The organism is Syntrophotalea sp., assembly GCF_050253115.1.
Lineage (GTDB): Bacteria > Desulfobacterota > Desulfuromonadia > Desulfuromonadales > Syntrophotaleaceae > Syntrophotalea > Syntrophotalea acetylenica.
On the sequence record NZ_JBFWJQ010000015.1, the window covers coordinates 16117 to 35846 of the forward strand.

The 19730-nt window shown below is 58.2% G+C and carries 15 protein-coding genes; 2 read left to right on the top strand and 13 right to left on the bottom strand.

All coding sequences use genetic code 11. The annotated features are described in order from the left end of the window. Positions 1–15: 15 nt before the first annotated feature. The gene (locus AB7E65_RS03040; RefSeq protein ID WP_428745247.1) at positions 16–972 is read left to right on the top strand and encodes an AEC family transporter; all 957 of its coding nucleotides are present in this window, start codon (positions 16–18) and stop codon (positions 970–972) included. Positions 973–1063: 91 nt separating this feature from the next. Here AB7E65_RS03040 and AB7E65_RS03045 read toward each other — a convergent pair whose 3' ends face one another. From AB7E65_RS03045 to AB7E65_RS03055, 3 genes are all read right to left on the bottom strand, one after another. Then, positions 1064–4510, bottom strand: a complete 3447-nt coding sequence (locus tag AB7E65_RS03045; RefSeq protein ID WP_072287922.1) for a pyruvate carboxylase — start codon at positions 4508–4510, stop codon at positions 1064–1066. A 193-nt stretch (positions 4511–4703) separates the two neighbouring features. Continuing rightward, a complete protein-coding gene (locus AB7E65_RS03050; protein WP_072287923.1) occupies positions 4704–5453 on the bottom strand; it encodes a slipin family protein in 750 nt (249 codons plus the stop codon). Beyond that, positions 5450–6856, bottom strand: a complete 1407-nt coding sequence (locus tag AB7E65_RS03055; RefSeq protein WP_428745248.1) for an NfeD family protein — start codon at positions 6854–6856, stop codon at positions 5450–5452. Before AB7E65_RS03055 ends, AB7E65_RS03050 begins: the two co-directional genes overlap by 4 nt. Before the next feature lie 128 nt (positions 6857–6984). On the opposite strand from AB7E65_RS03055, the gene AB7E65_RS03060 reads away from it, so the two are divergent. Then, positions 6985–8367, top strand: coding sequence for a sigma-54-dependent transcriptional regulator (locus AB7E65_RS03060; protein WP_072287924.1), 1383 nt, complete (start codon positions 6985–6987; stop codon positions 8365–8367). 236 nt (positions 8368–8603) lie between these two features. On the opposite strand, the gene AB7E65_RS03065 is transcribed toward AB7E65_RS03060, so the two are convergent. From AB7E65_RS03065 to nadC, 10 genes are all read right to left on the bottom strand, one after another. Beyond that, positions 8604–9809, bottom strand: a complete 1206-nt coding sequence (locus AB7E65_RS03065) for a M24 family metallopeptidase (RefSeq protein WP_072287925.1) — start codon at positions 9807–9809, stop codon at positions 8604–8606. Between the two features lie 8 nt (positions 9810–9817). Continuing rightward, the gene (locus AB7E65_RS03070; protein ID WP_072287926.1) at positions 9818–11482 is read right to left on the bottom strand and encodes an AMP-binding protein; all 1665 of its coding nucleotides are present in this window, start codon (positions 11480–11482) and stop codon (positions 9818–9820) included. 286 nt (positions 11483–11768) lie between these two features. Then, positions 11769–12470, bottom strand: a complete 702-nt coding sequence (locus AB7E65_RS03075) for an MgtC/SapB family protein (RefSeq protein WP_428745250.1) — start codon at positions 12468–12470, stop codon at positions 11769–11771. Between the two features lie 10 nt (positions 12471–12480). Continuing rightward, positions 12481–12978 carry a MogA/MoaB family molybdenum cofactor biosynthesis protein gene (locus tag AB7E65_RS03080; RefSeq protein ID WP_072287927.1) on the bottom strand — a complete coding sequence of 166 codons (498 nt, stop codon included), beginning with the start codon at positions 12976–12978 and terminating at the stop codon, positions 12481–12483. Beyond that, positions 12975–13436 carry an MOSC domain-containing protein gene (locus tag AB7E65_RS03085; protein ID WP_072287928.1) on the bottom strand — a complete coding sequence of 154 codons (462 nt, stop codon included), beginning with the start codon at positions 13434–13436 and terminating at the stop codon, positions 12975–12977. Before AB7E65_RS03085 ends, AB7E65_RS03080 begins: the two co-directional genes overlap by 4 nt. Positions 13437–13575: 139 nt before the next feature. Then, positions 13576–14511, bottom strand: coding sequence for a hypothetical protein (locus AB7E65_RS03090; protein ID WP_072287929.1), 936 nt, complete (start codon positions 14509–14511; stop codon positions 13576–13578). 98 nt (positions 14512–14609) lie between these two features. Continuing rightward, on the bottom strand, positions 14610–16688 hold the full coding sequence (gene fusA, locus AB7E65_RS03095; protein ID WP_072287930.1) for an elongation factor G: 2079 nt from the start codon (positions 16686–16688) through the stop codon (positions 14610–14612). 181 nt (positions 16689–16869) lie between these two features. Then, a complete protein-coding gene (locus AB7E65_RS03100; protein ID WP_072287931.1) occupies positions 16870–17637 on the bottom strand; it encodes a type III pantothenate kinase in 768 nt (255 codons plus the stop codon). Between the two features lie 18 nt (positions 17638–17655). Continuing rightward, positions 17656–18642, bottom strand: coding sequence for a biotin--[acetyl-CoA-carboxylase] ligase (locus AB7E65_RS03105; protein WP_320360501.1), 987 nt, complete (start codon positions 18640–18642; stop codon positions 17656–17658). Positions 18643–18651: 9 nt separating this feature from the next. Further along, entirely contained in the window at positions 18652–19476 is an 825-nt protein-coding gene (nadC, locus tag AB7E65_RS03110; protein ID WP_072287933.1) for a carboxylating nicotinate-nucleotide diphosphorylase, read from the bottom strand. Positions 19477–19730 lie beyond the last annotated feature (254 nt).

Consider the following 19730-nt stretch of genomic DNA (forward strand, 5'->3'; position numbering starts at 1 on the left):
CAGCGGGGAATTCCCATGCAGCACTTTTTAAACACCCTGAACATCATCCTGCCAGTGTTTGCCGTCATCACTCTCGGCGTCATTTTGCGTCGAATCGGCCTTATTGACCAGACTTTTCTGCAACAGATCAACCGACTGCTGTATTATGTTTTTCTGCCGCTGCTGCTTTTCTACAAAATCAGCACGGCCGACTTCGCGACAAGCTTCAGCCCCAGGCTCACCCTGGCCATGATTGCCACATTGAGCCTGGGGGCCCTGCTGTCCTATGCCGCCGCATACCTGCTCGGTTATCCGCCGGAGGATCGCTGCACTTTCAGTCAGGGCGGTTTCCGCGGCAACCTTGCCTATGTAGGACTGCCCATCATCATGAGCGCTTACGGCGACGCCGGTTTCACCCGGGCCGGACTTCTCATGGGATGCCTGGTTCCGATCATCAATGTGTGGTCCATTCTGGTGCATATCATGGCGCAGCGCCACCAGCACCCCGAACGGCATTGGCGCCTGATCCGCCATCAACTGCTGTGCAATCCGCTTATCCTCGGTGCTGCCGCGGGTATTTTCTGGAACCTGGCAAAATGGCCCGTAGCGGGCGTGGCCGAACGAAGCCTGCACATGGTTACGGCGGCAACCCTGCCCCTGGCCCTGCTGACCATCGGCGGCGTGTTTTCACCGCGACAGCTGCAGGGGGACTTGAAACAGGCCGGGCTCGCCACCCTATTCAAGCTGGTCCTGTTTCCAATGCTGAACCTGCTGATCCTCTTGCCGATGCACCTGTCCACGATGGATCTCGGCATCGCCGTGCTGCTTGCCGCCACGCCCACCGCCGCCGCGAGTTATGTCATGGCGCAGGAACTGGGTGGCAATCCCCGCCTGGCCAGTTCCATTATCATCCTCTCAACCCTGTTTTCGGCGGTGAGCGTCACACTGCTGCTGCTGCTGTTGAGCTTTCTGCAGGGCATGCCAGCCTCATAGCGGTTCGCGGCAGCGGCACAAGGGTACCAAACACAAAGAGCCAGACAGGGTGTCCGGCTCTTTGTGTCCATACATTTATCGAGCAGAAGCTCTATTCCAGGATCAGCAGCAATTCGCCCTGCTCCACCTGGGTTCCCTCCCTGATCAGAATCTCGGCAACCACGCCGTCCTTTTCGGCTTTGACATTGGTCTCCATCTTCATCGCTTCGGTAGACAACAGAATATCGCCTTTTTTCACAACACAACCGACATCGACCAGAATCCGGAACACTTTGCCGGGCATCGGCGCACCGACATGATGCAGATTGTCCGGATCGGCCTTGCGATGCTTGATCTGATCGTCGGCTACCGAAAGGTCGGGAACCATGATCTGGCGCGGTTCGCCATTGAGCTCGAAATAGATGTCGCGATGTCCGTCATCCTGAATCCGGCCGATGGCATTGAGCTGCACCAGCAGGTTTTTGCCCGGCTCCATTTCTACGGTACATTCGTCGCCGAGATCCAGACCATAGAAGAACACCGGCGTCGGCAGCACCGACGTGTCCTGGTATTCCGTTCGATGTGCATCGAACTCCTCGAAAACGCCGGGGTAAAGCACCGCCGACAACACGTCCCGCTCCGAAACCGGATGGCCGAGTTTGTTCTCCAATTCCTGACGTTTGGCGACGAAATCGACCGGTTCGAGAAATTCACCAGGGCGGCAGGTCAAAGGTTCCTCGCCCTTGAGAACGATCTTCTGCAGTTTCTCGGGGAAACCACCGTGAGGTTGCCCGATCATGCCCTTGAAGAAATCAACCACACCCTGCGGAAAAGTCAGTTCCTGCCCCCGTTCGTAAACATCCTCCGGTTGCAGATTGTTCTGCACCATGAACATGGTCATGTCGCCGACGATCTTGGATGACGGCGTGACCTTGATGATGTCGCCGAACATGTCGTTGACTTTGCGGTACATCTCCTTGCACTCTTCCCAGCGGTCGCCGAGACCAAATCCCTCAACCTGCGGTTTGTAGTTGGAATACTGGCCCCCGGGAATCTCGTGATGGTAGACCTGGGCGGTGCCGCTGCGCAGCTCCGACTCGAACGGCGCATAATAGGTGCGCACCGTCTCCCAGTAATTGGCCAGCTTCTGAATACCTTCCTCGTCCAGACCGGGGTCGCGATCATGTCCTTTTAGAGCAGCCAGCAGCGCATTCATGTTGGGCTGCGCGGTCAGACCGGATACGGACGACAGGGCCGTATCAACGATATCGACACCGGCCTGGGCGGCCAGCAGCAGAGTCGCCCCGCCGTTGCTGGAGGTATCATGGGTGTGCAGGTGGATGGGAATCCCGACCTCCTGTTTCAATGCCCGCACCAGTTTTTCGGCGGCCAGCGGCTTGAGCAGCCCGGCCATGTCCTTGATGCCAAGGATATGGGCACCCATTTTTTCCAGCTCTTTGGCCATGTTAACGTAGTAGGACAGTGGATACTTGTCGCGCTTGGGATCGAGAATGTCCCCGGTATAACAGATAGCCGCCTCGCAGACACCACCGGACTTGCGTACCGCATCCATGGCTACCTGCATCCCCTTGGTCCAGTTCAGAGAATCGAAAATGCGGAACACATCGATGCCGCTCTCTGCCGCCTTGGCGACAAATTCCCGCACCACGTTATCAGGATAGTTGCAGTAACCGACGGCGTTGGAGGCCCGCAGCAGCATCTGGAACAGGATGTTGGGGATTTTTCTGCGCAGCCGGTCCAGACGCTCCCATGGATCCTCCCGCAGAAAACGCATGGCGACATCAAAAGATGCGCCGCCCCACATCTCCAGCGAAAAAAGCCCACTGCCAAGGTGACTGGTGGCCGGAGCAATCTTGGCCAGGTCATGGGTTCTGAAGCGGGTGGCCATCAGCGACTGGTGAGCGTCACGCATGGTGGTGTCGGTGATCAGCAACTGCGGCTGCTCAAGAGCCCACCGCGCCAGGCCTTCGGCCCCCTTTTCGAGCAGGATGTCCCGTGAGCCCTTCGGACGCGGCACGTCATAGCGGATTTCCGGAATGCGGGGGTCGCGCAAATCCTTGTAATGCAATGGATTTTTAATGCCTGGATAGCCATTGACCACCACATGCCCGATATAGGACAGCAGCTTGCTGGAACGATCACGTTTTTCCGGTATCTCGAACAGTTCGGGATGCGTGTCGATAAAACTGGTATCGCAGGCCCCGGCCAGAAAGGTCGGGTGGTTGATGACGTTGGCCAGAAAACCAATATTGCATTTGACACCGCGCAGCCGGAATTCCGCCAGACTGCGGTCGGTAGTGCGGGCCGCCTCGCGCAGGGTCAATCCCCAACCGCTGATTTTAACCAGCAGCGAATCGTAATGGGGAGAGATCCGCGCCCCGGGAAAAGCGCTGCCGGCATCAAGACGCACGCCGAACCCGCCAGGGCTGCGATAGGCCGTAATGGTGCCGAAATCAGGGGAAAAGTTCCGGGTCGGATCTTCGGTCGTGACACGGGCCTGAATGGCGAAACCGTTGAGCTGAATATCCTTCTGGCCGCGTATGTTGATTTCCGGATCGCTCAAACGGTATCCCTCGGCCACGCGGATCTGGGCCCGCACCAGATTTCGCCCGGTCACCATTTCCGTCACGGTATGCTCGACCTGAATGCGGGTATTGACCTCGATAAAGTAGAAATGGCCTTCGGCATCCATCAGGAATTCAACCGTACCGGCGTTGACATAGCCGACATGATTGGCGATGCGCAGGGCGTAATCGCACAACTCCTGCCGCTTGGCGGCGCTCAGGTTCGGCGAAGGTGCCACCTCGATGACTTTTTGGTGACGGCGTTGAATGGAACAGTCGCGATCGTAGAAATGCACCACGCTGCCATGCTGGTCGCCAAGGATCTGCACTTCGACATGCTTGGGGTTTTCAATGTATTTTTCAAGGAAAACCGACGGGTTACCAAATGCCGCCTTGGCTTCCGAGGATGCCGACCGCAGACCTTCGGCCAACTCCTGCCGGTTACGCGCGATGCGCATGCCGCGCCCGCCGCCGCCAGCGGCGGCCTTGACCATGATGGGATAACCACATTTGGCGGCGAACAGCAGCGCTTCCTCTTCGCTGGTCACCGGCTTGTCGGTCCCGGGAACCACCGGAACACCAGCCTCGATGGCCACCTTGCGCGCCGCCACTTTGTCGCCGAGCTTGCGCTGGATCTCGGCACCCGGGCCGATCAGGGCGATACCGGCCCTCTCGCAGGCTTCGGCAAATTCAGGGTTTTCCGACAGAAAGCCGTAGCCGGGATGGATGGCATCGACGTCCTTCTTCTTGGCCAGATCGATAATTTCGTCGATGCCGAGGTAAGCCTCGATAGGCCCTTTGCCCTTGCCGACGCGATAGGATTCATCCGCCTTGTAGCGATGCAGGGCCACCCGATCCTCTTCCGAATAGATGGCCACCGTTTTGATGCCCAGTTCGATGCATGCGCGAAAGATGCGAATGGCGATTTCACCACGATTGGCCGCCATGACTTTATTGAATGTCTTTATTTCCATGAATCAAACCTCCCTGGTGCTAAGTGTTTGGACCGGCCGGCTACTTTACCAAAATCACAAGTCCAAAACAACAATCTGTTTATTCGAGAAAACCGATATATCGAAACTGCCCGAAAGCATTTACGCCGCATCTCGCCGCGGCACCCCGTCATTCAGGAGCGATGCAGACCGTCAGCATGACCAAGACATGCGATCATTCTTTGTGCGGGCCTCCCAAAAACGGCCGGACAAGATCCACCGGAAACGGGAAAACTACCGTCGAACTGTTCTCCGTGGCGATTTCGGTCAGGGTCTGAAGATAACGCAACTGCAGGGCGCCCGGCTGGGAAGAGATAATGCCGGCCGCATCGGTGAGCTTCTGTGCCGCCTGAAATTCCCCTTCGGCATGAATGACCTTGGAACGCCGCTCGCGTTCGGCCTCGGCCTGACGGGCCATGGCCCGCTGCATCTCCACCGGCAGATCGACATGCTTGATCTCGACATTGGAAACCTTCACCCCCCAGGGATCGGTCTGACGATCGAGGATTTCCTGCAGATGCCGGTTGATATTCTCGCGATGCGCCAGCAGTTCGTCCAGTTCGGACTGCCCCAGCACACTGCGCAGGGAAGTCTGCGCCAACTGACTGGTCGCGTAAAGGTAGTTTTCCACCTCGATGATCGATTTTTCCGGGCTGACCACCCGGAAATAAAGCACCGCGTTGACCTTGACGGAGACGTTGTCCTTGGTGATGACGTCCTGCGGTGCGACATCCATGGCCACAGTGCGCAGGCTGATTTTCATCAGGCGGTCAACCACCGGAATGATGAGTCGCAGTCCCGGCCCTTTGACTCCGGCAAAACGTCCCAGACGAAACACCACGCCACGTTCGTATTCGTAAATCACTTTCACGGCACTGGAAAGGATCAGGACCAGAAAAACCAGGACTATGACGGGATAGATCATGGGATATTCTCCTTGTCGGAACCTGACATTGGGTGTGTATTCACCACGGTGTGAACCGGTTTCGGACGCCGCACTTCCAGGCGCAGGCCCTGCGCCATTCGCACCACCTCGACGGTCTCACCGGCGGGAATCGGCTCGTCGGCGTAGGCGGACCAGTATTCGCCGCGCACGAAAATCTGCCCATCTCGATATACTTCGGTAAGCGTCTCGCCGCGCAGACCGGCCATGCCCTCCTGCCCGGACACAACACGCCGCCGTTGGGCGCGGACGACAAACCAGGCCACCAGCAGACAGAACCCGGCCGTCACCACTGCCGTCCCGGCGATAACCGCCCTGGAAAGCCGCATAAAGGGTTCGGTATGTTCAAACAACATCAGTGAGCCGAAGGTCATGCTGATCAGGCCTCCGACGGTAAGCATGCCGAACGAGGTCACTTTCACCTCCAGAACAAACAGTACCAGAGCCAGTACAATCAGCAGCATGCCGACGTAATTGACCGGCAGGGTCTGAAAGGCAAACAGCGCCAGCAGTAACGCCATGGCGCCGACGGCGCCGGGCAGCACCACCCCGGGTTGACTGATTTCGAAAAAAATGCCGAGCAAACCGAGCAGGAGCAGCATATAGGCCACATTCGGGTCGCTTATGGTATTAAGAATCTTCTGCCGCCAGTCCATGCCGGAAAACTTTACCGTGGCATCCCGACAGACCAGCTGACGAATCTCATCACCGCGACGGTACGTGCGCCCATGCAGCATCCGCAGCAGTTCCGTACGGTTCTCGGCCACCAGATCGACAACCTGACGCTGCAACGCCTCATGGGCCGCGATGGAAACGCTATCACGCACCATCTTCTCCGCCCATACCGGGTTGCGACCCCGGCGCATTGCCAGACTGCGTGCATAGGCGGCCGCATCTTCCACGACCTTTCCCATCAACACATCGTCACCATTGTCCCGTCCGCCGCCGATGGATACCGGGTGAGCCGCACCGATGTTGGTACCCGGCGCCATACCGGCAAAGTCGGCGGCCAGGGTTATCAGCGCGCCGGCTGAAGCGGCGCGTGCACCGGCGGGGGCAACAAACACCACCACCGGCACCTGCGAACCGAGCACCGCCTTGACGATCTGGCGCATGGCAAGGTCCAGGCCTCCAGGCGTGTCGAGCTCCAGAAGAAAAGCCGCGGGCTTTTCACGGTTGACGCGATCGAGTTGCTCCGTTACAAATGCAGCAACGGCGGGGTTGATGGTCCCCGAGATGCGCACTGCCTCGACCACCGGAGCAGACACCGGCACCTCGGCCGCATCTGACCGGGAACCAGGCATGCCAACCAGCATAAACAGCAGCGGGACCAGCATCCAGACAGGCGATACAAAGATTCTGTGAGCGCCCCATGCGTCAATCATTTGAATCACCACCCCATCAATGCGCCAATTTTTTAACGCAAACACTTGCCTGAGCCTTCAGGACATGGTAGCTTCCTAGCATAGCGTCAATCGGATGACAAAGCCACCTTTTTTTCACAGGTTACGCCATGAAAAACATATCACAGATTCTGGTTATCGAAGACGAAGCCGCCAACCGGGAAGCCATCGCCCTGCTGTTGAGCAGCGCCGGCTACCAGGTGACCACCGCCGAAACCGGCGAAAAAGCCCTTGAGATTCTGGCCAAAACGCCTTTCGAGGTCATCCTCACCGATCTTTTTCTGCCCGGCGTCAGCGGCATCGAGATCCTGAAGCGCGTCAAGGAGCAGTGGCCCTTCACCAATGTCATACTGATCACCGGCAAAGGTTCAGCAGAGTCGGCGGTCGAAGCCATGAAAGAAGGGGCCTTTGACTATATTACCAAACCTCTGCACTTCGAAAAGCTGCAGGTTATCATTGCCAAAGCCCTGGAAAAAAGCCGGCTCATCGCGGAGAACCTGTACCTTCGTCAGCAACTGCGAGGCAAATACCGCTTCGACAACATTATCGGCAACAGCCTTGCAATGCAGCATGTCTTCTCCCGCATGGAAAAGGTTCTGCACACCGATTCGACGATTCTGATTCTCGGGGAATCGGGTACCGGCAAGGAACTGGTCGCCAAAGCCATCCACTACAATGGCCACCGAAAGGAAAAACCGTTTGTGGCCATCAACTGCGGCGCCATCCCCGCGGAGCTACTGGAAAGCGAGTTGTTCGGCCATGTTCGCGGGGCCTTTACCGGTGCGGTGGCGGATAAGACAGGGAAATTCCAGCAGGCCCATCAGGGAACCGTGTTCCTGGATGAAATCGGTACCATGCCGCTGCACCTGCAGATGAAGATGCTGCGCGTGCTGCAGGAACAGGAAGTGGAAAAAGTCGGATCATCAAAGAAAATAAAGCTGGACGTAAGGGTCATCTCCGCAACCAACGCCAACCTGGAACAAGAAGTCGAACGGGGTCGCTTCCGCGCCGACCTCTACTACCGGCTCAATGTTATCCCCATAACGCTGCCGGCCCTGAGGGAAAGACGCGAGGATATTGCCTTGCTGGCTCGTTATTTTCTGCAGAAAACCTGCAATGAACTGAACCGGCCGCTACTGTCCATCACGCCCGGAGCCATGTCCTGCCTGGAAAACTACCACTGGCCGGGAAATGTGCGCGAACTCGAGAATGTCATAGAACGCACCGTCACCCTCACCGAAGGATTGGCCATCGGCAAAAGCGATCTGCCGGCCAATATCAGCGGCAGCAGCTGCGAGGACGAAGAACCTCAGATTTCCTGCCCCCGGCTGACCGAAGCGGGGCTGGATATGCCCGAGATCATCGCCAACATCGAACGTTGCCTGATCCGCTCCGCCATGGACCTGAGCCAGGGGGTCAAGGCCCGCGCCGCGGAACTGCTCAACATCAAACGCACCACCCTGGTTGAAAAAATCAAGCGACTGAATCTCTGAGCCCGGATCCGGCGCTTTCCGACCTGGGCGCTGCCGCTCCAGATGTAGGGCATGACAGCGGCGGCAATCAGCTGCACCCGGGGATTGAAGGCCCCGGAAGATAAAACGGCAACAGAACTGGCGGCGGGGAAGAGATCGGAATCATGCTTTTGTAACCGGCGGGAAATTGCGGCATACGGCATGGCACCGGCCAATGTCTTTGGCCTGTAGGAACCTTAGCGCAAAAGATGCGAAGCTTATAAAATGCGCAGGGACTCGTCGGACAGGGTCAGGGATTCGAGGCCGTCGCGGGTCACCACAAAGGTATTTTCGATGCCAACCGCGCCCAGCCCCGGAAAAACCGCCTTCGGCTCAAAGGCGAAGGTCATGTTTTCTTCCAGCCGCTGGTCGTGCATATTGCGGGCGATAAAAGGATATTCATCGATTTCAAGCCCGATGCCATGACCGATAAAGGACACCTGGTTACCCACGGTCCCCATGAAGTGCTCCGCGTACCCAAGATCGGTGGCCAGGCGGCAACACTCATCGTACAAACAGCCCCACGTCGCACCGGGGCGGGCGGTTTCAACCAGCAAGGCCTGTATTTGACACATGGCATCGTAAGCCCTGCACAGCTTTTTATCAAGGTGACCCAGAGCAAAGGTGCGGGTCTGATCCGCATAATACCCCGCCCCGTAGCCAATCAGATCCACCGTTACCGGCACGCCAGCGGTCAAAGGCTTTCCGCTGGGACCGAAACCGATGGCCGGGTGCAGCCCCACGCCTCCCAGCGGAGTGTTGCGAAAGGACGGCACGGCGCCGTTGTCGCCGATCAGGACCATGCCCATGGCGACTTCGCCGTTAAAAGCACGCATGCGCGCATAGCCGGGGTGCCCGAGGCTGCGCGCCCTCCCCTCCAGAGCAACGGCCAGTTCGAGATCGGTAAGCCCCTCACATGCCAGGTGCAGCGCCAGTCGCCAGACTTCGTCGAGACCGATGGCGGCCCGCCGCATTTGCTGCAATTCCCAGGCAGACTTTATCGCCCGCGTCCGGCGGATCAGCGGCGAAACATCTTGGATATGGGGGTTTCCCAGAGCCGCGTCCAGCTGCCGGTACAAAGCCACCGGCAACACATCGAGTTCCAGACCGATCCGCCGACCGGGAGGCAAGCCGAAGTCTTGAAGGATACCGGATAGTTCCCGGAAGGAACCAAAAGTGATGATACGCGAAAGGCAGGATTCGCGGCGAGCCCGAGCGGCATCCCGTCGTACCAGATAAACCGGTTCGCCCGCCGCGGGGATGTAGAGCAGTCCGCTCTGAAGCGTTCCGGTAAAATAATAAAGATCGGCATTCTGCATGACCACCCCGGCATCGAGGCCGGCCACGGCCATGCGCCGCTGCAGAGCGCCAAGTCGCGCCTCAAGCTCGGTGCATGGCACGTTCGCTTCGAATTCGCCGCCCACGGTCGCGCCTAGGCCGTTTCCACCGAATTGGCAGCCTCGAGGTTCAGCTCCTTGATGGCCATCTCCCGCAGCTTGAATTTCTGAATCTTGCCGCTGGCGGTCATGGGAAACTCATCAACAAATTTGACATAGCGCGGCACCTTGTAATTGGCAATGCTGCCCCGGCAGAAATCCTGGATTTCCTCTGCCGTCGCCACCGTATCTTCCTTGAGCTTGATGGCCGCCATGACCTGTTCGCCATACTTGATATCCGGCACGCCGTACACCTGAACATCGGCAACTTTCGGATGGGAATACAGAAACTCCTCGATCTCACGGGGATAAATATTTTCCCCGCCGCGGATAATCATGTTCTTGATGCGTCCCGTGATCTTGCAATAGCCATTTTCATCCATAACCGCCAGGTCGCCCGTATGCAGCCAGCCCTCGCCATCAATTACCCGCGCGGTTTCCTCAGGCATCTTGTAATAGCCCTTCATGACCAGATAACCGCGGGTGCAGAGTTCTCCCTGGCGGCCGGGAGGCAGGGTCTGGCCATTCTCGATGTCGACGATCTTGACTTCGACATCCGGCAGCGCCCGCCCGACGGTAGCAACCCGCAACTCGATGGGGTCGTCGGTGCGGGTCTGGGTGATGACCGGCGAAGACTCGGTCTGACCGTAGGCAATTGTAATTTCGGTCAGGTTCATGTCGCGAATGACGCGCTTCATGACCTCGATGGGACAGGGCGACCCGGCCATGATGCCAGAACGAAGACTGGTCAGATCGTAACGACCGAAATTGGGATGATCGAGTTCAGCGATGAACATGGTCGGCACGCCATGCACCGCCGTGCAGCGCTCGGCCTCGATGGTCCGCAAAACCACCTCCGCACTGAAGGTCTCGACCGGCACCATGGTGCTGCCATGGGTTACGCAGGCCAGCACCGCGAGGACGCAGCCGAAACAGTGAAAAAACGGCACGGGGATGCACAGCCGGTCCTTTTCGGTGAACCGCATGCATTCACCGATATTGAAACCGTTGTTGACGATATTGTGGTGCGTCAGCATCACCCCTTTGGGAAACCCCGTGGTGCCGGATGTGTACTGCATATTGATGACTTCATGCTCATCCAGGCTGGAGGCAATTGCAGCCAGCTGCGCATCCTCGATATCCCGACCGAGGGATTCCATCTCGCTCCAGCAGCGCATGCCTGGAAACTGCCGGTCCCCCAAAAACACGACATGCTTCAGAAACGGCAGCCGCTCGGAACAGAGCTGTCCCGGCCCGGCATCGCGCAGCTCCGGCACCACACTGTAGAGGGTTTCAACATAATCGGTATCCTTGAATCCCGAAACCAGAAACAAGGTGGTGGCATCCGACTGTTTCAGCACGTACTCGAGCTCCACGGACTTGTAATTGGTGTTAACCGTTACCAGGACAGCGCCAATCTTGGCGGTGGCGAACTGCAGAACAACCCACTGCGGCACATTGGTGGCCCAGATGGCGACATGGTCGCCTTTGCGAACGCCCAACGCCAGCAGGCCTTTGGCCACCCGCTCACAAAGAGCGTTGAATTCCAGATAGGAGTAGCGCAGTCCCTGATCCGCGTAAACCAGGGCATCGTTGTCCGGAAACCGGTTGGCGATGTCGTCCAGCAGTTGCCCCATGGTGAAATGCAGCCTGTTGCTCATATCGAAATACCTTCCTTCGTGCTTAAAATGCCCTGCGAAATATGCCGGGCCGGGATACACCCACGAAAATAAAACATTGTATCCATTGGGCGAGTTGAATACCACAAAGCCATGATATGGTCAAACGCTAATCCATGGCACCGACCCTCAGCGTCACCTTGCCGCCCCCCGCCGGGTAGCAACCAGCGGCCCGATAGACAATCTGGCCGAGTTTCGCGAAATAGTGGCGGTCAGGCCCGTTCGGCAGCCACCCTCCTCATGCCGCGCCGCTCTGCCAGCGACAAGATCAGCGAAAACGTACCTTGCGTACCCCTTCCAGGTTGGCAATATCCTCAACAAGCGTACTGGACCTCATGGACCCGATGCGCACGACCACATAATCGTAACGCACCTCCCCTGCTTGCTTGTCCTTTTCCACGGCGACATCGACACGTCGCAGTCCCTGGGCATCGAGGCAGGCTTCCACCAGAGTGCCGACCGATGGATTGGCGTCGCAATATACCGTCAGGGTGGCGTAGGAATCCTTGGCCATGGATTCCTCCACGCGTTTGAGGAACATCAGGGCGCCCACGGCCATGCCGGTCACGGCCAGCGCCGGCACATACAATCCCGTGCCCACGGCCATGCCGATCCCCGCAGCAACCCATAAGCAGGCCGCGGTGGTCAAGCCGCGAATCGCCGACCCGTCCTTGATAATGGCACCGGCACCGAGAAAACCGATGCCGGTCACGATCTGGGCCGCGATCCGGCCCGGATCGATGCGCATAGCCGCACCGCTGGTGAGTCCGTGATACTTCACGAAAAAAAATTCCGAGACCAGCATCATCAGGCAGGCCCCAAGGGCAACCAGCAGATGGGTGCGGAATCCGGCCGGACGGCCGTGAATTTCCCGCTCGAAACCGAGCATGCCCCCGAGCAGTGCCGCGAGCAGCAAACGGCCCATAAGGGAAAAATCGTAGTTCAGAAGTCCGGGATCGATGGTATTCATGCCGGTTTTTTCATCGCGCGCAGTCGGTGGGGTCGCCTTTGAGCTTCTTCAATCCATGCGTCAGCGCCGGAAGCACCACTTCCAGGTTTTCACGCACGCCTTTGGGGCTTCCGGGCAGATTGATAATTATGGACTGGCGGCGCACACCCGCACGAGCGCGGGACAGCATGGCGTGCGGCGTCTTTTTCATGCTCGCCGCACGCATGGCTTCGGCCATCCCGGGAATTTCCCAATCAAGAACTCGGGCGGTAGCCTCCGGGGTGACATCCCGGGGGCTGAGGCCGGTGCCGCCGGTGGTCAAAACAAGATCCACGCCGTCACGATCCACCCAGTCGACAAGGGTTTCCACGATTGTCTCCAGATCGTCGGGGATCACCCGGTAATGGGTAACTTCACCCACTGCGGCGATCATCTCGCGAATCACCTCTCCGCTGAGGTCCTCCCGCTCTCCCCGCGCCCCCTTGTCGGACAGGGTCAGAATGCCTATGGTAAAGGAGTATTCGGTCATGCAGGGTCCTTTCTGTCAACGGGCGGCAGAACCAGGATATCGTCCCCAGTTTTGACCGGGCCGCCCCTGAGTACCACGGCAAAGATGCCCTCCCTGGGCATGACGCAATCGCCGGCCTGATAATAGATGGCACAACGGGTGTGACACACCTTGCCGATCTGTGAAACCTCGAGCAGCACCTCCGCACCAACCTGCAGGCGCGTACCGATGGGCAGGGAAAACAGTTCCAACCCCTCGGTGGTGAGATTTTCCGCAAAATCCCCGGGATGGACGTCAAGCCCTTTGGCCTGCATGGAGGCAATGCTTTCCATCGCCAGAAGGCTGACCTGGCGATGCCAGTCGCCGCCGTGACCGTCGCCCTCCAGCCCGAAGCCTTCAATAAGGGTTCCGTGTCCCACATTTTTCTTGCGCGCGCCTTTTTCCGGACTGACGCACACAGCTACAATCCTTCCTCTCATAAAGCCCTTCTCCTTGAAGACTACGGCCCACGGACGGCACCAATTCCATAGGTGGCGGGGCCTTGCGCGGGCGTTGTTCACGTCAGTTTGAAAAACACTGCCATCCTCCGGCAAAAACCGAAGAGGTCATCCACCCGAATCAGCCCTGCCGGTTTTTGCTCATCAGCATGCGCCGGGCATTGTTTGCAATCACGGGAGAAACCTCACGGCTTTTCACCAGGTTTTTGAGATCTTTTTCCGTCAGGGCCCCCATGAAACGCAGGGCATTGCCCATCGGCGTGCGTGGATGCATGATCAGGGCCAGCTTGATGGCATAATTTTTCGTCCATTCCCGATTCAGCAGGATAAGACGGATCAGCTCTTCGCTGCTCGACTTGTTGCGAGCTATGGCATTGACCTCACCTTCGGTAATCCGCGGATTTTTCAGAACCGCCGCCGACACCAGCCTGTTGGAATCATTGACCAGCAACCCGCGCCATTCCTTGTCTCCGGTCAGGGCGGCCTTAATCTTGTCCGCGACGCCCATCTCCAGGGACATCTGATATTTGGAAAGATGCTCGGTGGCCTTCTGCGTTTCTTCCTCACCTGACTCCGTCTCAGCCCCGTCATGGTGTTCTTTGTCGGCCGTTTCCGATGCCTCGGATGGCGACGCACAGGCGTTGCCCTGCGTTGCCATGGAGCGCCGCGAGGCCAAGGACTCAAGAGGCCCGCGCAGATTCTCCGGCAGGTTGGGGTTGGTCAGCAGCAACGGTTCCAAGGCATGCCGGGCCGCGTAGCGCCTGGCCAGAAAACCGACCAGAAGCGGAGGCAGGGTGGCGTCTGCCGCCAATTCGCGCAGGCTCTGCACCGGAAATTTTTCCAAAGCCTGGCGTACCTCGCCGGCCAGGATCTGCGGTTGTTTCTGTTCAAAATAAATCAACAGGGTCAAGCGTTCGCTATCGGTCAGATCAAGCTGCCCCCGGATTGCCTGCAACTGTGCATCGGTGCCGCCCTGACCGTCTGCGATGCGGGCGACGCGGGACGAAACTTTAAGACGCAGACGCGGTGCGGTTTTTTGTGCTGTGACTTCGTTCATAAGCCTTGTGGAACAACCAGCGGAAAGGCAAGGCCGCCGGCGGGTGGCGCACGCCGGCGGCCTTAATCGCGGTTTTGGCAATAAAATAAGGTTAGCGGTTACACTTCGCGCTTCAATTCGGCCAGCAGCTTGCCGGTCAGATGGCCGGGAACTTCCTCGTAATGGGAGAACTCCATGGTGAACATCCCCCTGTCCGAAGTCATGGAACGTAGTTCCGGCGAATATTTCAGTACTTCGGCCAGCGGCACCATGACGTTGATCTGCTGGATCCCCCCTTTGGGATCCATGCCCAGAACCTTGCCGCGCCGCGAGTTCATGTCGCCGATCACATCCCCGACACATTCATCGGGCACGGAGATTTCCATCTTCATAATCGGTTCAAGCAACACCGGAGAAGCCATCTCGGCCCCTTTTTTAAATCCCATGGATCCGGCGATCTTGAAGGCCATTTCCGATGAATCCACGGTATGAAAGGAACCGTCGAAAAGCGTCGCCTTGAAATCCACGGTCGGAAATCCGGCCAGCACGCCGCTTCGCGCAGCTTCGGCAATACCTTTTTCCACCGCCGGGATGTACTGGCGCGGAACGGCGCCACCGACGATCTTGTCTTCGAACTGGAATCCCTCTCCGCGCCCCAACGGACTGAATTCAAGCCAGACATCGGCGTACTGACCCCGGCCCCCGGACTGCTTTTTGTATTTGCTCTGAAGTTTGGCGCTGCCGCGCAGGGTCTCGCGATAGGGTACCTTGGGTTCCCTGAGATCGACCTCGACGTTGAATTTGCGCTTGAGTTTTTCCACCGTGACTTCGACATGAATCTGGCCCATGCCTGACAGGATCAGTTCATGGGTTTCCTCGTCCCGCAACAGTTGCAGAGTCGGATCTTCCTCGACAAGGCGTTGCAGAGCGGAATGAATCTTGTCCTCGTCGTTCTTGCTGTGTGCCTCAAGAGCGAAGGAAATCACCGGCTTGAGGGGGGCGGGAAAATCCAGCCGGATCGGATGGGAGCCATCGCACAGGGTATCGCCGGTCACGGTTTCCTTGAGTTTGGCCACCGCCACGAACTCGCCCGGCATGGCCTGATCCACGGCGATCTGTTTTTTGCCGACCATCTTGAAAAGCTGCCCGATGCGTTCGGCGCAATCGCGGGCGGCATTGAAGATGGTCGAATCGGATTTCAGAACTCCGGAATAAACCCGCATCAGATTAAGTTTCCCGGTATACGGATCGCTGATGGTTTTGAATACCAGCGCCGAAAACGGTGCATCGGATGCATTTGGTCGCTCATCCATCTCCTCCGATTTCGGATCGACACCAATGGCGGCAGGCCGATCCGCCGGCGATGGCAGGCACATGGTCACGGCGTCGAGCAGCAGGCCGACACCGCGATTGGCCGGCCCGCTGCCGCACATCACCGGCACAATGTCACCGGCCAGAGTAGCGGCGCGCAACCCGATCCGGATCTCTTCCTCGCCGAGATCATCCTCTTCGAGGTATTTTTCCATAAGCACTTCATCGGTCTCAGCGGCGGCCTCCACCAGGGCAATGCGCTGGATCTGCGCCTCTTCCCGCAATTCCTCCGGAATATCGGCTTCCTCCATACGTCCGCTCGTGTCGTCCGCGAAAAAGTAGGCTTTCATCGCAACCAGATCGATCACCCCGCGAAAATCGCTCTCTGCCCCGATGGGCAGCACCAGCGGGACCGCGCGGATCGACAGGGCTTCGGCCATGGATGCCACGGCATTGCTGAAATTGGCTCGTTCCCGATCCATTTTGCTGACAAAAGCGACGGCCGGAAGGTGCCGCTGGCGGCCCCATTCCCAGATTTTCTGCGTCTGGGATTTGACCCCGGAAATGGCCGAAGCCAGCAATACCAGACCGTCCACGACACGCAGGCAGTTGCGGGTATCGTGAAGGAAATTGGCGTACCCCGGAGTATCGAGAATATTCAGTTCATGTTCTTTCCACGAGAGACAACAGGAACCGGCGTCTATGGAACTGGTCCGCTTGACCTCCTCCGGTTGATGGTCCAGCAACGAACTGCCGTCATCGACCCGCCCCAGCCGATCCGTGACCCCGCTGCAGAACAGCATAGCCTCGACCAGGGAGGTCTTACCCGCCCCGCCGTGTGCAACAACTCCAAAATTCCTCAACCTAGCCGTGTCGTACTTTCCCATGGTCTCTCCCTTCATTTTCCCCGCCGGGGGAACGCGCGTGAGAATCACATCTACAGGAAACAACGAACGCTGCGATAAAAACATCGCGGCTTATGACATCGTCCCGGCAGCCACTGCCGGATTATGCATGAGGAACACTGTCTTTTATGCCCTGTCCGCCGGACAGGTTCAACGGGCATCGTTACCCCTTGTTGCGCAGATAAAGAATTCTCAAACCTTCCAGGGTCAGATCGGGGTCCACCTCGTCTATGGTTTGGGTTTCGTTGGCCATAAGAACGGCCAGACCTCCGGTGGCAACGACCAGAGGATCATCGCGGGTTTCCTTTTTCATGCGGCCGACAATGCCGTCGACCAGGCCGACATAGCCGTAAAACAGTCCGGACTGGATGCTGTTGACGGTGTTTTTTGCCACCACGGCGGGTGGTCTGGCGACTTCCACCCGTGGCAGTTTGCTGGCTTTTTCGAACAGGGCATCGGCGCTGATTTTAAGCCCCGGGGCAATGGCGCCGCCTTGATACTGCCCCTTGGCGGTCACATAATCGAAGGTGGTGGCCGTGCCAAAATCGACCACGATCAAACTGCGCTGCCAGCGGGCAAAAGCCGCCACGGCATTCACGATGCGATCGGCCCCCACCTCGCGGGGGTTATCGTAAAGGATCGGCATCCCCGTCTTGATGCCGGGACCGACCACATAAGGAAGCCGACCTATATATTTGAGACACAGCGTTTCTATAGCGTGCTGCGTCGGCGGAACGACACTGGACACCATGACGTCCCCGATGCGGTCGAAGCTCACATTGGCCAGGCGCAGCAGTTCGTGCAACAGCAAGGCGTATTCATCACCGGTACGCCCCTTGTCGGTGGTAATCCGCCAGTTGTGAGCCAGGGTCTGTCCGTCATACAGGCCGACCACGGTATTGGTGTTGCCGACATCGATAACCAGAAGCATGTTTCTATCCGAGTCCTTCTATTTCAGGGGGCGCACATCCCCGGCCAGAACACGTTCCCGGGAACCATCGCCCAGCACCAGCAGCAGTGCGCCGTCATCGTCGAGCCCCGCAACCGTGCCAACCACACGGCGATCATGGTAATCGACCTCCACGGCACGTCCGATCAGATCGAAATAAGACATCCAGGCTTCCAGCACCGGGACAAACCCCTGCGTCAGATAAAGTTCGTAAAGATCATCGAGGTGGCGCAACAGACAGCGTGTGAAATCGATGCGGGACACACTTCTGCCGGTTGCCAGCAACATGGAGGTTGCAGGATAACGCAAGTCTTCGGGGAACTGGTCGGCCGTCATATTGAGATTGACGCCAATCCCCAACACCAGATAGTGGATACGCTCGGTTTCGGCATCGAGTTCGTTGAGCAAACCGGCGATTTTTCGACCTGCCACCAACACATCGTTGGGCCATTTGACCGAAACCGGAAGCGAAGCCGTTTCGGCAACGGTTCTGGCGACAGCGGCAGCGGACAAAAATGTCAGCTGGCTGGCATGCCGCGGCGCCACGGGGGGGCGTACCAGCACTGAAGCATAGAGATTGACCCCTGCCGGAGAAGACCACCTGCGACCCAGGCGCCCCTTGCCTGCCGTCTGGCTGTCGGCCAGTACCACCGTTCCCTCCGGAGCGCCCGACTTTCCAAGTTCGTGGGCCCGCAGGTTGGTCGAATCGGTTTGCGCAAAGTATATCACCTGGCGGCCAATATGCCGGGTCCCCAGTGCATTCGACACCTCGGCGGGCAACAGCAGATCGGGACTGCCCTGCAGGCGATACCCTTTGGAGGGCACCGCCTCGATGGCATAACCGAGAAGCCTGAGCTGTTCGATTTTTTTCCAGACCGCTGTGCGCGATACCCCGAGCGTGCGACTGATTCGGGCGCCGGAAACAAATCCGTCACCCGCGACGCGAAACAGTTCGAGAATGGTGCTGCGCGCATTCTGCACGGTCATGACAACCCGCTATTGAAAAAGCATGGAAATGTCGACCGCCGGACTCGAATGGGTCAAGGCGCCAACGGAAACAAAATCAATGCCGGTTTCAGCGATCCCGCGCACCGTTTCGAGGGTAACGCCACCCGAAGCCTCGGTAATGGCGCGGCCATCGATAAGCGCCACCGCCTGCCGCAAGGTATCGAGGTCCATGTTGTCCAGCATGATAACATCGGCGTTCGCCGCCAGGGCCTCCTCCACCTCGACCAGGTTACGCGTTTCAACTTCGATGCGCAGGGTATGGGGGGCAATCTCCCGCGCCCGGGCCACGGCCACGGCGATGCCGCCGGCCGCCGCAACATGGTTTTCCTTGATCAGCACCCCGTCATAAAGGGAAGTGCGGTGGTTGCGGCCGCCACCGGCGCGAACCGCGTATTTTTCCAGCACGCGCAACCCCGGAGTGGTTTTACGGGTATCGACCACCGCCGTACCGGTGCCTTCCAGTTCCTTCACGAATGCCGCCGCGTGGGTGGCGATAGCGCTCATGCGCTGCAGCAGGTTGAGCGCCACACGCTCACCCTGCAACAGAACGGCGGCATCGCCCCTGATCCAGGCCAGCACGTCACCACGCTGAACCCGTTGGCCGTCTTCGCGCAGTTTTTCAAAAGCGACCGAAGGATCCAGTTGCCCGAAAACCTGTCGGGCCACATCGATACCGGCCAGAACAAAATCCTGCTTTGCGACCAGTTCGGCGCGGGCCATGGTGCCCGGCGCAATGGTTGCCTGGGTGGTTATGTCGCCCAGTCCGATATCTTCCTGCAGGGCGGTCCGGATAATGCGCTCGATTTCGAACATGCATATGCTCCACGCGAGAGTTTAAAACATTTTTACATCAGTAACATCAGCCTTTTATATAGCATGGTCCAAGAAGACCCCGCAACCAATAAAGCCTCATTTGGTCTTTACAAACACTTACCTTTTCGCTAGACATAATGGCTGACAGTTGACAAAAAAAGACCTGCCCCTTGCAAACGTGGGTTATGTTGGAATCTCACAAACCCCAACACAGAGCCAAAACCAAGGAGGCAGGTCATGAGAAAGTCTAGCAT

Excerpts from the sequence above, each read along its gene's own strand:
- AB7E65_RS03105 (WP_320360501.1), bottom strand. The coding sequence starts at position 18,642 with ATGACCGTGCAGAATGCGCGCAGCACCATTCTCGAACTGTTTCGCGTC.
- AB7E65_RS03075 (WP_428745250.1), bottom strand. The coding sequence starts at position 12,470 with ATGAATACCATCGATCCCGGACTTCTGAACTACGATTTTTCCCTTATG.
- AB7E65_RS03040 (WP_428745247.1), top strand. The coding sequence starts at position 16 with ATGCAGCACTTTTTAAACACCCTGAACATCATCCTGCCAGTGTTTGCC.
- AB7E65_RS03045 (WP_072287922.1), bottom strand. The coding sequence starts at position 4,510 with ATGGAAATAAAGACATTCAATAAAGTCATGGCGGCCAATCGTGGTGAA.
- AB7E65_RS03055 (WP_428745248.1), bottom strand. The coding sequence starts at position 6,856 with ATGATTGACGCATGGGGCGCTCACAGAATCTTTGTATCGCCTGTCTGG.
- AB7E65_RS03085 (WP_072287928.1), bottom strand. The coding sequence starts at position 13,436 with ATGAGAGGAAGGATTGTAGCTGTGTGCGTCAGTCCGGAAAAAGGCGCG.
- nadC (WP_072287933.1), bottom strand. The coding sequence starts at position 19,476 with ATGTTCGAAATCGAGCGCATTATCCGGACCGCCCTGCAGGAAGATATC.
- AB7E65_RS03060 (WP_072287924.1), top strand. The coding sequence starts at position 6,985 with ATGAAAAACATATCACAGATTCTGGTTATCGAAGACGAAGCCGCCAAC.
- AB7E65_RS03080 (WP_072287927.1), bottom strand. The coding sequence starts at position 12,978 with ATGACCGAATACTCCTTTACCATAGGCATTCTGACCCTGTCCGACAAG.
- AB7E65_RS03090 (WP_072287929.1), bottom strand. The coding sequence starts at position 14,511 with ATGAACGAAGTCACAGCACAAAAAACCGCACCGCGTCTGCGTCTTAAA.
- AB7E65_RS03100 (WP_072287931.1), bottom strand. The coding sequence starts at position 17,637 with ATGCTTCTGGTTATCGATGTCGGCAACACCAATACCGTGGTCGGCCTG.
- AB7E65_RS03050 (WP_072287923.1), bottom strand. The coding sequence starts at position 5,453 with ATGATCTATCCCGTCATAGTCCTGGTTTTTCTGGTCCTGATCCTTTCC.
- fusA (WP_072287930.1), bottom strand. The coding sequence starts at position 16,688 with ATGGGAAAGTACGACACGGCTAGGTTGAGGAATTTTGGAGTTGTTGCA.
- AB7E65_RS03070 (WP_072287926.1), bottom strand. The coding sequence starts at position 11,482 with ATGAGCAACAGGCTGCATTTCACCATGGGGCAACTGCTGGACGACATC.